13 protein-coding genes are annotated in these 13481 nt (G+C 51.1%); 6 read left to right on the forward strand and 7 right to left on the reverse strand.

Annotated features, from left to right (window positions below):
• Positions 1–6: 6 nt before the first annotated feature.
• The 6 genes from JNE38_RS04480 (at position 7) to JNE38_RS04505 (ending at position 6515) form a co-directional block, all read left to right on the forward strand.
• Positions 7–927, forward strand: a complete 921-nt coding sequence (locus JNE38_RS04480) for a proline dehydrogenase family protein (RefSeq protein WP_203355438.1) — start codon at positions 7–9, stop codon at positions 925–927.
• A gap of 117 nt (positions 928–1044) precedes the next feature.
• Positions 1045–1971, forward strand: coding sequence for a DNA-3-methyladenine glycosylase family protein (locus JNE38_RS04485; RefSeq protein ID WP_203355439.1), 927 nt, complete (start codon positions 1045–1047; stop codon positions 1969–1971).
• Positions 1972–2290: 319 nt separating this feature from the next.
• On the forward strand, positions 2291–3646 hold the full coding sequence (gene brnQ / locus JNE38_RS04490) for a branched-chain amino acid transport system II carrier protein (RefSeq protein WP_203355440.1): 1356 nt from the start codon (positions 2291–2293) through the stop codon (positions 3644–3646).
• Positions 3647–3824: 178 nt separating this feature from the next.
• Positions 3825–4520, forward strand: coding sequence for a response regulator transcription factor (locus tag JNE38_RS04495; RefSeq protein ID WP_203355441.1), 696 nt, complete (start codon positions 3825–3827; stop codon positions 4518–4520).
• Entirely contained in the window at positions 4520–5965 is a 1446-nt protein-coding gene (locus JNE38_RS04500; protein WP_203355442.1) for a sensor histidine kinase, read from the forward strand. The genes JNE38_RS04495 and JNE38_RS04500 overlap by 1 nt, the downstream gene beginning before the upstream one ends.
• A gap of 142 nt (positions 5966–6107) precedes the next feature.
• Entirely contained in the window at positions 6108–6515 is a 408-nt protein-coding gene (locus JNE38_RS04505; RefSeq protein WP_203355443.1) for a hypothetical protein, read from the forward strand.
• 225 nt (positions 6516–6740) lie between these two features.
• On the opposite strand, the gene JNE38_RS04510 is transcribed toward JNE38_RS04505, so the two are convergent.
• From JNE38_RS04510 to JNE38_RS04540, 7 genes are all read right to left on the reverse strand, one after another.
• Positions 6741–7208 (reverse strand): GNAT family N-acetyltransferase, encoded by a 468-nt coding sequence (locus JNE38_RS04510; protein WP_203355444.1) that lies wholly within the window; start codon positions 7206–7208, stop codon positions 6741–6743.
• 184 nt (positions 7209–7392) lie between these two features.
• Positions 7393–8184: an ABC transporter ATP-binding protein gene (locus tag JNE38_RS04515; RefSeq protein WP_203355445.1), complete on the reverse strand. Its 792-nt coding sequence runs from the start codon at positions 8182–8184 to the stop codon at positions 7393–7395.
• Position 8185: 1 nt separating this feature from the next.
• A complete protein-coding gene (locus JNE38_RS04520) occupies positions 8186–8983 on the reverse strand; it encodes an ABC transporter permease (RefSeq protein ID WP_203355446.1) in 798 nt (265 codons plus the stop codon).
• A gap of 84 nt (positions 8984–9067) precedes the next feature.
• Positions 9068–10090 carry an ABC transporter substrate-binding protein gene (locus JNE38_RS04525; protein ID WP_203355447.1) on the reverse strand — a complete coding sequence of 341 codons (1023 nt, stop codon included), beginning with the start codon at positions 10088–10090 and terminating at the stop codon, positions 9068–9070.
• Positions 10091–10113: 23 nt separating this feature from the next.
• Positions 10114–11223 (reverse strand): histidinol-phosphate transaminase, encoded by a 1110-nt coding sequence (gene hisC, locus JNE38_RS04530; RefSeq protein ID WP_203355448.1) that lies wholly within the window; start codon positions 11221–11223, stop codon positions 10114–10116.
• Positions 11220–12314, reverse strand: coding sequence for an iron-containing alcohol dehydrogenase family protein (locus tag JNE38_RS04535; RefSeq protein ID WP_203355449.1), 1095 nt, complete (start codon positions 12312–12314; stop codon positions 11220–11222). Before JNE38_RS04535 ends, hisC begins: the two co-directional genes overlap by 4 nt.
• 238 nt (positions 12315–12552) lie before the next feature.
• Positions 12553–13470 carry a DMT family transporter gene (locus JNE38_RS04540; RefSeq protein WP_203355450.1) on the reverse strand — a complete coding sequence of 306 codons (918 nt, stop codon included), beginning with the start codon at positions 13468–13470 and terminating at the stop codon, positions 12553–12555.
• Positions 13471–13481 lie beyond the last annotated feature (11 nt).

Genomic DNA, 13481 nt, shown 5'->3' on the forward strand with positions numbered 1-13481 from the left:
TCAACGATGGAACAAGCAATGAAGGACTTTTTTCTATTTTTATCCAAAAATAAAACGATGAACGCAGCCGCGAAAAAATGGGGTTTGCGCTTTGGAGCAAGCCGCTTCGTATCGGGTCAAACCATTGCAGAAGCAATCAAAGCCGTTCGCGAATTGAATCAAAAAGGTCTCGTTTGCACACTCGACCACTTGGGTGAATTCGTTTTCAGTGTGGAAGAAGCAAACGAATCCGCCGACTACTGCATCAAAACCATTGAGGCCATTCATCAGTCCGGCGTAGATTGCAACCTGTCGCTGAAGATGACGTCGCTCGGCCTCGACATCAGCTGCGAGCTGTGCATGAGCAACATGCGCCGCATTTTGGATGCTGCCAAGAAGAACGGCAACATTTTCGTGCGCATCGACATGGAGGACTACGCTCACAACCATGTCACCATGGAAATCTTGAATGAGCTGCTGGAAGAGTACAGCAACGTGGGTACGGTTATTCAAGCTTACCTGTACAAGGCTGCTGATGACATCGACAGCCTCAAGGACAAAAAAGTGAACTTCCGCCTGGTGAAAGGCGCTTACAAGGAATCCCCTGAAGTCGCTTATCCGAACAAGCCGGATGTGGATGAAAACTACAAAAAAATCATCAAGCAGCACCTTCTGAATGGCGGATATGCAGCTGTAGCGACACACGATGATGCGATTATCGATTATGTGAAGAAGCTGGAGAAGGAATACAACATTCCGCGCACTCAGTTTGAGTTTCAAATGCTGTACGGCATCCGCACACAATCCCAGATCGACCTGGCGCGCGAAGGGTACAAGATGCGTGTCTACGTACCATACGGAAATGACTGGTACGGCTACTTCATGCGCCGTTTGGCAGAGAGCCCGGCAAACGTGAAGTTCGTCCTCAAAGGAATGTTCACCAAGTAAAAGAGCAAGATTTCAAAATGATAGCAGGCACCTCCGGATGAGTTCCGGAGGTGTTTTGTGTTATCGTATAGGAAAAGTGCATCGCGGTAAAAATTTCCACAAAGAAGGTGAGCGGAATTGTATACATCAGAGATTTCATTAGCCCCGCCGTATTCGTTTGAGAGGCTGCTGCGCCGCCTGGAGACCCATCCGGACCCGCAGCTGCTGGTGGATGTCCAGGAGGGTACGTTACGTCGCGTGTTCCGTGTAGGGTCCCGGCCTATCCTGGTGAGTCTCCAGTTTCAAGGATCGATGGAAGAACCGGTGATCCGGCTGCGTGCGGAGTCGACTCTTTCCGAGACGGAGCAGCAGCTCCTGGAGAAAACGGTGCGTCATATGTTTAGCGCCGATCTCGATCTGGCTCCCATTTACGATCATATGCGCGGGCAGCAGCCGCTCGTGATCCTGACGGAGCGTTTTCGTGGTCTGCGGCCCTTTTTGGATTCCGATTTATTTCAATGCATGGTGAAGACGATCATTGGTCAGCAAATCAATCTGGTGTTTGCGGCATCGCTTACCGAGCGCTTGCTGGAGCTGGCAGGCGATACGCTGCAAGATGAGGAGGGCCGCGTATTCATGGCTTTCCCGACGGAGGAAGCCGTCGCCAGGCTGGAGCCGGATGATTTACGTCCTCTGCAGTTCAGTCAGCGCAAAGCGGAATACATCATCGATTACGCTCGCGCCATCGTAAACGGAACGGTCGATCTGGATCGGGTATGGCAGATGGAGGATGAAGAGATCATTTCCTATTTGACTTCCTTGAGGGGAATCGGCAGATGGACCGTGGAGTGCCTGATGATGTTCGGGATGGGCCGACCTGACTTGCTGCCGGCTGCGGATATCGGATTGCGCAACGGCATCCATATGGTCTACGGCTTGGCGGAGAAGCCGGATGAAAAGGAAATTCGCCGCATCGGTGAAGACTGGGCGCCATGGCGGAGTGTGTGCTCGCTGTATATATGGGAGGCAGTGGGCGCCGTCAGAAGAAAAGAAGTCTGGGAGTAAGGGGAGTGTGGCACATGAAGAGATGGGCAGCTTTCTATTGACAAAAGAACCCAAGCTACGGCAAAATGGGAAGCCGTTCTATATAAGCAGGATAACAGGGTACAAGATGTATCACAGGGTACCCTTCTTTTTATTTTGGAGAGAATCTCGTGGCGAGAATGGAAAATGACTAAAGTTGAAATACTAAGCCCCATACCGGACAAATAATTTTTACTGCTTATTCCAAGAAATTTGAAAAAAAAGAAGGTTGTTGTTTCAATAATAATTCAGCTATAATAAATGAAAATTTATTATTATTAAAAATATAAAGGGGAGCAACATGAGAGAATTATCAACGAGAGAAACCATAACCGTGGGACTCATGCTGTTTGCCCTGTTCTTCGGAGCGGGCAATATGATTTTTCCACCTGCTTTGGGACAAGCTGCAGGGACTGATGTGTGGACGGCCATGCTTGGCTTTATCATCACCGGCGTAGGCTTGCCATTGCTGGGTGTGATCGCAGTGGGTCTTGGTGGAGGTAACTTGCAGACGCTGGCAGGAAGGGTGCACCCTGTCTTTGCCATGGTGTTTACGTTTATTGTCTATTTGGCAATCGGGCCATTTTTGGCTATTCCACGTACAGGTACGGTTACATTTGAGATGGCGATCTTGCCATTCCTGCCAGAATCGGCAAAGGGAAGCTGGATTCCGTTGTTCATCACGACGATTGCCTACTTTGCCCTGACGTATTGGCTGAGTATGAATCCGTCCAAGCTCGTGGACCGGATTGGGAAAGTTTTGACACCGGCTTTGTTGATTATCATTGCGATCATGTTCATCGCGACATGGCTGAATCCGATTGGCGGGATGGGACAGCCGACAGGAGCATACGAAACGTCCCCGTTCATCAAGGGCTTCCTGGAAGGGTATTTGACGCTTGATGCTTTGGCTGCCATGGTGTTTGGGATCGTTGTGACGGCTTCCGTCCAGGCGGTAGGAGTGACGGACAAGAAAAAAATTACGACATCGACGATCAAGGCCGCTGTCATCGCGGCAGTGGGTCTCGGTCTGGTCTATCTGGCCCTCGGCTATATGGGCGCTACCAGCATTGCTTTGGGGGTATCTGAAAACGGGGGACAAATCCTGACGGCTGTTGTCCAGCATTTGTTTGGACCGTTCGGATCGATGCTGCTGGGTCTGGCTGTCATGCTGGCCTGCCTTACCACATCGGTAGGTCTGGTAACGGCGTGCGGACGCTTTTTCTCCGATCAGATCCCGGCCATTTCGTACAAGAACATGGCGGCGATCCTGTGCATCTTCAGTGCGGCGGTGGCGAATGTCGGTCTGACGCAATTGATTGCATTCTCGGTACCAGTCTTGATGGCAATCTATCCGATCGGGATCGTCTTGATGTTCTTGTCGTTCTTCCACAAGCTGTTCAAGGGCCACTCTGCTGTGTACATCGGCGCGATCGTGGTCACTGCTGCGATCAGCTTGGTCGACGGAGCAGCTTTGATCGGATTGCCGGTCAGCGGTATTACGGATGTGTATGCGCACTTGCCTCTTTATAAGGAAGGCATCGGCTGGCTGCTCCCGGCAATCGCAGGGGCACTGCTCGGATTCCTGTGGGGCAGCTTGCGTCCAAAGCGAAAAGGCGAGCAAGAGGTCTATCGGGAGAAACCGAGCAATACGTAAAGGTATGGAGCATAGAGGGGAAAGTCGGGAGTGGATCCCGGCTTTTTTCTATTCTTTCCTACTAGTTCCAGCCAGCTAGGACTTCCATCCGTCCACATTCCCCTGTATCTGTGTTACCATAGGTAGAAGCCAAGATGCCAAGACATGTGCTTTTCTCATGGAAGGGAGGTTGTTTGCTTTGGCACAAACGAAGGTTTTAGTAGCTGACGATGATCCAAATGTACGGGAAATTATACGACTATACTTTTCAAAGCAACAGATAGATCTGGTCGTTGCAAGCGACGGGCAACAAGCCATTGAGCTGATGGAAAAAGAGACGCCGGATATGGTGATCCTGGATGTCATGATGCCGCAGATGGATGGCTTCGAGGCGTGCCGGGAGATCCGCAAAAAGTGGGATACTCCCATTATCATGCTGACGGCCAAAGATGAAGAATTTGATCGCGTCCTCGGGTTGGAGCTGGGTGCCGACGATTACGTGACAAAACCATTTAGTCCGCGCGAGCTGGTGGCGCGGATTCGCGCTATTTTACGCAGAATGCAGCCGAAAGCGAAGGCAGTGGAAGAGGAAACCAAGGCGCTTACGTTTGACCAGCTCACGATAGATGTAGAGAAACGGGAAGTCGTGGCGGCCGGCGAGAAAATCAACTTCCGTCCCAAGGAGTTTGATCTGCTGGTACAGATGGCAAAATCGCCGGGCAGCGTTTTCTCTCGCGAACAGCTGCTGGAGCTGGTTTGGGGCTTTGATTACTTTGGGGACGTGCGCACGATTGACGTGCATATCAAAAAGATCCGGCAGCGGCTGGAAAAGCTCCCGTATGAGTGTGTTCATACCGTCTGGGGGATCGGTTACAAATTCGGGGTGGAAAGCTGATGCTGGGCACATCGAAAAGCATCTTCCGTCGCCTGCTCTTCAGCTTTTTGGCCACCGTTGTCATCGGACTCGGGATTTCCGGTCTGCTCATTTCTTTGTTTGCGCGGGAATACATTTACGATTCCAAAGAAGAAGAAATGCTGCGCATGGCCAAGAAAGTGAATGTCGCGATTCAGGGCTACGACCGGGTGAGCAAGAGGCTGATCGATCAGCTGGTCATGCTGGATGAGGCTTTCGATACGCGAATCTGGTTGTTCGATAAAAATGGGAAGATCGTAGCGACCTCCACGAAGGACGAAGTGTTTACCGGCAAAGCGGTGGCTGTCTCGATCGCCAGCAATGTGCTGAAAGGAAAGAATGCCGTAACCGAGCTCCAGATCGAGGGGCTCGAAGACCCGATGCTGTCTGTCTCCGTACCATGGGGAGAGGGAGAGAAGGTCTACGGTGGGATTATTTTGCATGCCCCTATTGAAGGCATCGAGAAGACCTTTGGCCAAATGCGCGAGACGATCCTGTGGGCGACGCTGTTCGGTGTTCTTCTCTCGACAGCCATGGTTTCTTATTTGTCTTGGTCCATCTCCAGACCGCTGCGGACCATTGAGCGGACTGCTGCCGAGATCGGGAGGGGCAACTACGCCGAGCGTGTCAGCGTCGATACGTCTGATGAAATCGGCGATGTCGCACATACGATCAATACGATGGCAGAGAAGCTGGAGCGGGTCGAACAGGAACGCCATCATCTCGAGCAGGTCCGCAACGATTTTCTGGCCAATGTATCGCATGAGCTGCGAACGCCGCTTACAGCCATGCAGGGCTTTTTAGAAGCGTTGCAGGACGGCTTGGTAGAAGATGAGGAAGCCCGGCAAAAATACTACGCGGTGATGTATACCGAAACGATGCAGGTCAATCGGTTGGTCGATGACCTGATGGATTTGATGAAGCTGGAGAACAATGAAGTCAACCTGGCTAAATTTCCTGTAGATGTGGCCGAAATCATGAACAAAGTGGCATTCTCTTTCCGTGCGGAAGCCGAAGAGAAAGGATTGGCACTTGTCGTGGACGTAGAAAACGACCTGCCGAAAATCTATGCAGATCGAGATCGGGTCGCTCAAATCTTGAAGAACTTTGTGAAAAATGCAGTGAAATTTACTGAACATGGAGAAATCCGCCTGAGTGCTGCGGCAGAGGAGCAGTACATCAAGATTCAAGTGGCGGATACCGGGATGGGCATTTCGCAGGACGATATCCACCGTATCTGGGAGCGCTTCTTTAAAGTGGATCGAGGGCGCTCGAAAAACAATAAAGGTACAGGCTTGGGACTGGCGATCGTCAAAGAATTGGTGGAGCGGCATGAAGGGAAATGGAAGGTGGAGAGCGAGCCCGGCGTAGGAAGTACGTTTACGGTCTGGCTGCCAACTATGGGTTTCTATCGGCAATCGACCTGAGCCTGAGGGGGAAGGTCATATTTTTTTCATATTTTGATCATGGTTTTTTCCCATCTTCCTCACAGAATGATTATCTTTGCCCGTTACGATATAAGTGTGACGGAGAGAGAGTCACAAGCCAAGGAATGAAAGGGGAATGAACATGAATAAAAGATGGGTTTCCATCGCAGCTGTCGCATTGCTCCTGTCAGGTAGCTTGGTTGCCTGCTCCAGCAACACAGGAGGTACACCAGAACCAGCGACGCAACAAGAAGGAGGAAGCGCGACCACACCGGATAGCTCCTCCACTACGAACAGTCAATCGACCGATAGCTCGGTTTCTAAAGATCAATCGACACCTGATGTTGCAACAGGCGGATCGTCCGACTCCAGCGCCACTACTGGCTCGTCTGACAGCTCCAGCACGTCGACTGATTCCAGCACTTCGAGCGACAGCAGCAGTACAGACAGCAAGTCTGATGCAGGCTCTGCTGGCACTTCAGGAACATCCGGCACAGAGAACAGCGGTTCTTCTGTCCAGTCTGGATCCACCAGTACAACGAAGCAGTAACCAGTAAGTGTAGTAAGGGCAGTAAGCAGTAACATGAAGTGGAAAGCGAAAGCAGTAATCTAGCAGTAACGACAAGAAGCCAACTTGTTCGTTTGTACTCCTCTACTTCCCTCCCCGGGTTTACCATATACATTTTGTAAGGGCGGCTTGATGCCGCCCTCTTTTTTTGTGTTGGGAAGAATGGTTCTTGGACAGATTGCCGAAACGGTTGAGTAGCGGAATCGCTCAATCGTTGATGGTAAGACAGTAGAGCGGTTCTTTTTCATCGCCGAACTCAATATCTCGACCGGTAAAACGGAAGCCGATACTGGTATACAGCTTTTTGGCGCCCTCGTTTGAAGGTACAAAGCTGGTGTAAATCTCCTTTAGCCCCAAGCTTTTGAGTTCGTCAATCACAAGTAACATAGCTGCTTTCCCATATCCTTTTCCTTGGAATCTGTAATCGATCATCAATCTGGTAATGAAATAAAAATGATTCTTCATTTCCAAACCATACATGGTGAAACCAACCAATTGATCGTCTATGTAAATGGCTTTCGGGATCCATTCAGGTTCAACTTTTGCCTGTGCAAGGGAAAATGCATTGGAGGTGACATGCTCTTCAAAAAGGTGCAGACCTTTGTAGTCCATGGATTTCAGTAAAATACATGGCCAAAAATTCTCTCGTGTAACTTCTCGTAGACTGATATTCATTTTTTCACCACTCCAAATTTTACAAATAAGTGCATCATTAACCAGTATAGCGCGACCATTCTTTCTTTCACAATCATGAAGAAAGGAATAGGGGAACAAACTGGTACAAAAAAGCAGCGGGAGTTCCAGGACTTCTCATTTAAGTCCGTAACTGCCGCTGCTTCTTTTTGTGATTCCTGCACGATCACTCTCTAATACTGGCTGCCTTCAGGCTTTCCTCCCGAATCAGCTCCAACAGCTCCAGCTTCAGAGCGAAAAACTCTTCGCTGTTCTTGTTGTGGTAGTCGCGTGGACGTGGGAGCGGCACCTTGATGTTCTTCTTGAGCCGTCCCGGTCTTGCTGTCATGACATAGATGGAATCGCCCAGGAAAATGGATTCCTCGACATCATGGGTGATGAACAGGATGGTCTTTTTTGATTCTTCCCATACCTTCAAGAGAATTTCCTGCATGATCGTCCGCGTCTGCGCGTCCAATGCACCGAAGGGCTCGTCCATCAGCAGGATCTCGGGGTCGTTTGCAAGCGCTCTGGCAATCGCCACACGCTGCTTCATCCCGCCGGACAGCTGGATCGGATAATGCTTGTCAAAGCCCGTAAGGCCAATCAAATCGAGGTAGTGGAAGGCAACCTCGTCCTGCTGCTTTTTAGGGATGCCCTTCAGATCCAAGCCAAACGTGATGTTTTCTTTTACCGTCAGCCATGGATAGAGGGTGTACGATTGAAAGACCATTCCACGGTCAGGGCCCGGTCCCTTGATTTCTTTTCCATCCAGATACACATGGCCGGAAGTCGGCTCTTCCAATCCTGCCACCACACGGAGGATGGTGGATTTGCCGCAGCCGGAAGGACCCAGAATCGTGACGAACTCTCCATCAGCCACGGAGAAGGAGGTCTGATCCAGCGCGACGACTTGCCCGCTCTTGGTCGAAAAAACTTTGCCTACATGATCAATCACTAGCTTTGGTGTTGTCGTCATCTTAAGATCCTTCCTTTCTCATCCAGGAGAAGGATGCGCGATAGATCGCTTTGAAAATCAAGTCCATGATCAGTCCCAGCACCCCGATGATCAAAATCCCTACGATAATCTTGTCCGGCTTCAGGAAGCGGGATGCCTGCATAATCATGTATCCCAGTCCGTCCGAAGCGCCCACAAGCTCCGCTACCACCAGGTAGGTCCATGCCCATCCAAACGTGATGCGCAGCGTATCGACAATGCCGGGCAGAGAGGCTGGGAGGATGACGCGCTTAAACAGCTGGAAGCTTTTCGCACCGAGGGTATAGGACACCTCGATCAGTTCATTCTGGATATTCTTCGTCACATCCATCACCATGAGTGTCAGCTGGAAGAAGGTGCCGAGGAAGATGACAGCCATTTTTTCCCCTTCACCGAGTCCGATCCATAAGATCAACAATGGAATAAAGGCAGAGGCGGGCATATAGCGAATAAAGCCGATGATCGGTTCAAATGCACCCTGCATGATGCGCAGAGAGCCCATCAGCATCCCTAGCGGAACACCAATGAGAGCAGCAATGATGAAACCGAGTGCTACCCGCGAAAAGCTGATGCCGATATCGCCCCAAATTTCTCCGCTCTGAAACATGGAGATGGCGGTTTTCACGATCTTGTCAGGGGAAGGGAGGAACAGCGGATTGACGAAACCTCCGTAGCTGAGTACAGACCAGACAAGAAGCAAAAGCAGGAAGGTCGCAACCCCGACTCCTGAGTAGAGAGGTTTGGCGATATCCTTATTCGGGGTAAAGACATTTTTCCACATCGTCATCCCTCATCTTTAATCGAGTATAGTGTGTGTGCATGTTTGAGGTCCAGCAAGAGAAAAGGAGGCCCAAAAGGGCACTCCTTATAGTCCTCCAACAAATGTCGGGTTCAAAACGTCTTCTGGCTTAGGAGCGGTATCGATCAATTTTTGTTCCATGTAGAAGTCGATTGCGTTTTTGGTGGAGACGTAAATATCTCCTTTTCCATCACCAAACAACTTTTTGTTGTCTTCTTTGTGCAGGAATTTCAGTCCAGGAACGGTGCCAGTGAACTCAGCCAGGTCAATCTTCAGACCTTTCGCCATGATTTGATTGGATTCATCGGCGTTTTGCTTCCAATAATCCATCGCTTCGGACATGGCAGCCACGAATGCTTTGATATCGTCAGGGCGTTGTTCGATCACGTCTTTTTTGAAGCCTACTGTATCTACGATGATACCGGACAGTTCTTTGGTAGAGAGGAGAACCTTGCCGTTTGCTTGGGAAGCCTTGCTCAGCCATGGCTCCCACGTCACAGCCGCGTCAACTTTACCGGCTACGAAGGCAGCACCCGCGTCACCTGCAGACATCTGCACCATTTCTACGTCCTTGTCTGTGAGGCCCGCTTGCTTCAAAGCGGTGAGGATCAGCATGTGGCTGGTAGAGCCTTGCTCAAAAGCAACTTTCTTGCCTTTCAGATCCGCCACAGAGGCAATATCGTTTTTGGCGATAATCCCGTCGCCGCCGTATGAGTCGTCGAGAAGCCAAACGACTTGCATCGGTACGCCAGCAGCAGCCAATGTCACTTGTACGTCGAGTGCAGTCGCCATGCCGTCCACCTGTCCGCCAGCCAACGCTTGCTTGCGCTCTGCAAGACCTTCAATGATGGAGAGCTCCACATCGAGGCCATGTTTTTCAAACAGACCTTTCTCTTTCGCCAGGAACAATGGGCCGTAGCCTGTCCAGGTAGGCAGAGTGACTTTGAGCGGTGTTTTGGAGGCAGGTGCCGGAGCAGCAGCGTTGGTCCCTTCAGCTGGCTTTGCTCCGCCCGCTTGATTGGAGGATCCGCAACCAGCCGCAGTGAGGGCAACCATTACGGACAACAGCAAAAACAGAAACTTTTTCATGTGAAAATCCCCTTTTGTGTCGTTTAGTTTTGCATGACTTCTTTAAAGGCTTGGACGAATGCTTCCATTTCCTCAGGGCGCCCGATCGAGATGCGCAGCGAGGATTTGAGCCCGTAGCCTGCGAGCGTACGCACGATAAATCCGCGCTCGGCCAGGCGATCGAATACCTCTTTGCCGTCCCGTTTCGTATCGACGCAAACAAAGTTGGTCTGACTCTTCAGATAAGGCAGCCCCAGTGCGTCCAAGGTCTTGCACAACAGCTCTTTTCCGATTCGGTTGCTCTGTCTGGATGCGGCCACATGCTCGGCGTCATCCAGACTGGCCAGTGCACCTGCCTGAGCGATGCTGTTTACGTTGAACGGAGGCCTCACGTGATTGACAGCATCCACGAGAGCGGCTTGTCCGATTCCGTATCCGATCCGCGCGGCAGCAAGCGAATAGATTTTGGAGAACGTGCGGATGACGAACACATTGGCGTAGTCTTTGACGAGCTCGACGGAGGAGGCGTAGCCGTCCCCATCCGCAAATTCGTGGTAGGCCTCGTCAATGACGACCAGTACGTTTTCCGGAACCCGCGCAATAAATGCCTTCAGATCTTCTTCCGGAATGGCGGTACCGGTCGGGTTGTTCGGATTGCAGAGGAAGATGACCTTCGTTTTCTCGGTGATCTTTTGCAGCGCCCCTTCCAGATCAATGCCGAGATCTTCCTTCATTGGAGAGAAGACCGGCGTGGCCCCCATCAAGTGAGTCGAAGCCAGATACTGCACGAAGCAGATTTCCGGAATGATCGCCTCGTCGTCAGGCTCCAAAAACGTCTGTGCGACAAGGATGATCATTTCATCAGCGCCGTTGGACAAAATCACGTTTTCAGGACGTACGCCTTCTTTTGCCGCGATTTTGTTCAATACGGCTTCGCCTGCCGAGCTCGGGTACAGATTCAGCTGCTGGAGGGACTTCTGCATCGCCTCGATCGCTTTCGGAGAAGGCCCCAGCGGATTCTCATTAAAGGACAGCTTGTACACCTGATCTCTTCCCAGCGCCTGTTTCATTTCCTCGACAGGCAAATCGGCGAGCGAGCAAGTATACGGCATCAGGTTGGGATAGACGTTGCGAACCATTTGGTCTAGCTTCATGGCTGGTTAACCTTCCTTCCGATTTCATCTGCTCCCTGGATCGCTTTGACCACCATCTCAGGAGTCACGGCAAAAGGCATGTTGTCCATGTCTTCGATCCCGACGGTCACGACACCCAGTCGGTCCCAATCTTCCGGCGACAGCTCCGTAATCGCCATATCAGCGAGGGTGTAAGGAAGCTCCACTTTTTGATAGTAAGCGATCAGCTCGCGGATGGTTTCTTCACTTTTGCCTTCCAGAACGAGCTGGGACAAGATGCCGAATGCGACGATCTCTCCGTGGTAGGTGTTATGTACTTCGGGGAAGATGGTCAATCCTGAGTAAATCGCATGCGCTGCAGCCGTACGGCAATCGTCGCCGCCATATCCGCTCACGCTTCCGCTGATCAGGATGATGCTGTCGATGACGTCGTTCACCGCTTGATCGACGTTTCCTTGCTTGATGGTCTCTATCGCAGATGGACCTTTTTCCAGCAGCAGCTGGTAGAGGCCCTCTGCCAGACGAACTGCGCTTTGATTGAGCGCCGTCGGTTGGCTTTTTTGGACGGATGCAGAAGACTCAAACCATTTCGCCAATGTGTCGCCGATCCCGGCTGCCAGGAAGCGATAAGGCGCTGCACTGATCACTTTTGTATCGACGAGCACTACATTGGGAGCTTTTGAGCGATGGCTGATTTCAATGAATGTTCCCTCATCGTCATACATGATCGCAATAGGAGTGGCCGGCGCGCAGGTGGCCGCGATCGTCGGTACTGCCAGCAGAGGCAGGTTTTCGGCAAAGGCAACCGCCTTTACGGTATCAATGGCCTTGCCGCCACCGACTGCAACGAGCACCTCGGGTTTTCGATCCTGTACGATGGTGCGGAGCTCTTCAACCTTGGACCACGAGCATTCACCGCCATACCAGACGAAGCCTTGATTCTCGATTCCCTCTTTTTCCAAGCTGGCTGTAATGGTAGATTCTACGACTGATAAAGCTGTCTTTCCGCCGATCATGAGCGCGCTGTTTCCGAAGCTGCGAACGTAGGCGCCGATTTCTTTTACTAGCTCTACTTCTCGTACATATTTTCCAGGGCCTGGAATAGTGAACATGACGACAACTCCTGTAGTTTTATTCATGATGATGAATGAATATACAAAATGATATTTTATGATTTTACCAAATGTTTGTCAACTTGTTACGGAACTAAATTTTTATTTATTTTAATTTATATTTATCGATTTGAAAACAGTAATCTCTACCAAATGAGTCATTTCATTTATAAAAAAAAGACGGCCGCCCGAAAAGTGCCGAGAAACCGTCTTTTTGCTTTGTATCCAGTTGTTTAATTTACGTCTGATGCTGCTGTTCAGTTGCTTTGGTTGGCTGCAGATTCGAGAGGGCAACGCCGAGAAAGATAAAGGCAGCCCCGGCGAAAAAGCCCCAGCCCAGATGCTCATGCAGCAAGAGCCAGCCCAGAGCGGCGCCGACGATCGGCTGGACGAAGAAAAATCCGGCACCGCTTCCCGCATGCATCAGCTCGAAGCCTTTGTTCCACAGATAAAACGCCCCTGCGGTGGAAATGATCCCGATATACAGGACGCCGGCCCAAATCTCCCAGCCAAACGACCAGGAAATCGGAGTGACAGACATCTCCCAAACCATGACAGGGCTGGTGAAGATCAAACCAAACAAGGCGACGTACGTGGTGACCGCGAGTGATGAATACGTCTGCGTGGCTCTCTTGCATAGGACCGTATAAAGCCCCCAGCTGACGGCGGCGACGAGCAGAATCAGGTTGCCGGTCAGGGATGATTGTGCATCTGCCTTGTCAGGAACGCCGATGACGATGAGAACGCCGATCGTTGCCAGCAGGATTCCCGCGAGCTGCTTCCAATTTACGCTCTCCTTCAGCAGCCAGACGGCAAAGATGGCGATAAAAGCAGGCGATGCGGAGGTGATCAAAGCTCCCATGTGAGCGGTGGACAGCTTGGTACCGACAAACTGTGCGGCAATGGAGATGGTGACGCCCACGAATGCGATGAGCATCATCATGGGAAAGTCCTTTTTGGCGATGTACTCTTTTCGGGCGACGACAAAAGCACCGAGGACGATCAGCGCGATCGCAAAGCGCAGGATCAGCAGGGTAAAAGGCGGGATGACATCCAGCACGACCTTGCTCACGACGTAGACGCCGCCCCAGATGGCAGCTGCGAGCGTCAGGCAGATCGCTCCGAAAAACTGTTGTTTCCATTGTGATTGGTTCATGCAAAAAGCCC

The organism is Brevibacillus choshinensis (assembly GCF_016811915.1).
Lineage (GTDB): Bacteria > Bacillota > Bacilli > Brevibacillales > Brevibacillaceae > Brevibacillus > Brevibacillus choshinensis_A.

Coding starts and splice junctions, on each gene's coding strand:
- JNE38_RS04480 (WP_203355438.1), top strand. CDS start 7: ATGGAACAAGCAATGAAGGACTTTTTTCTATTTTTATCCAAAAATAAA.
- brnQ (WP_203355440.1), top strand. CDS start 2,291: ATGAGAGAATTATCAACGAGAGAAACCATAACCGTGGGACTCATGCTG.
- JNE38_RS04500 (WP_203355442.1), top strand. CDS start 4,520: ATGCTGGGCACATCGAAAAGCATCTTCCGTCGCCTGCTCTTCAGCTTT.
- JNE38_RS04505 (WP_203355443.1), top strand. CDS start 6,108: ATGAATAAAAGATGGGTTTCCATCGCAGCTGTCGCATTGCTCCTGTCA.
- JNE38_RS04510 (WP_203355444.1), bottom strand. CDS start 7,208: ATGAATATCAGTCTACGAGAAGTTACACGAGAGAATTTTTGGCCATGT.
- JNE38_RS04515 (WP_203355445.1), bottom strand. CDS start 8,184: ATGACGACAACACCAAAGCTAGTGATTGATCATGTAGGCAAAGTTTTT.
- JNE38_RS04520 (WP_203355446.1), bottom strand. CDS start 8,983: ATGTGGAAAAATGTCTTTACCCCGAATAAGGATATCGCCAAACCTCTC.
- JNE38_RS04525 (WP_203355447.1), bottom strand. CDS start 10,090: ATGAAAAAGTTTCTGTTTTTGCTGTTGTCCGTAATGGTTGCCCTCACT.
- hisC (WP_203355448.1), bottom strand. CDS start 11,223: ATGAAGCTAGACCAAATGGTTCGCAACGTCTATCCCAACCTGATGCCG.
- JNE38_RS04535 (WP_203355449.1), bottom strand. CDS start 12,314: ATGTTCACTATTCCAGGCCCTGGAAAATATGTACGAGAAGTAGAGCTA.
- JNE38_RS04540 (WP_203355450.1), bottom strand. CDS start 13,470: ATGAACCAATCACAATGGAAACAACAGTTTTTCGGAGCGATCTGCCTG.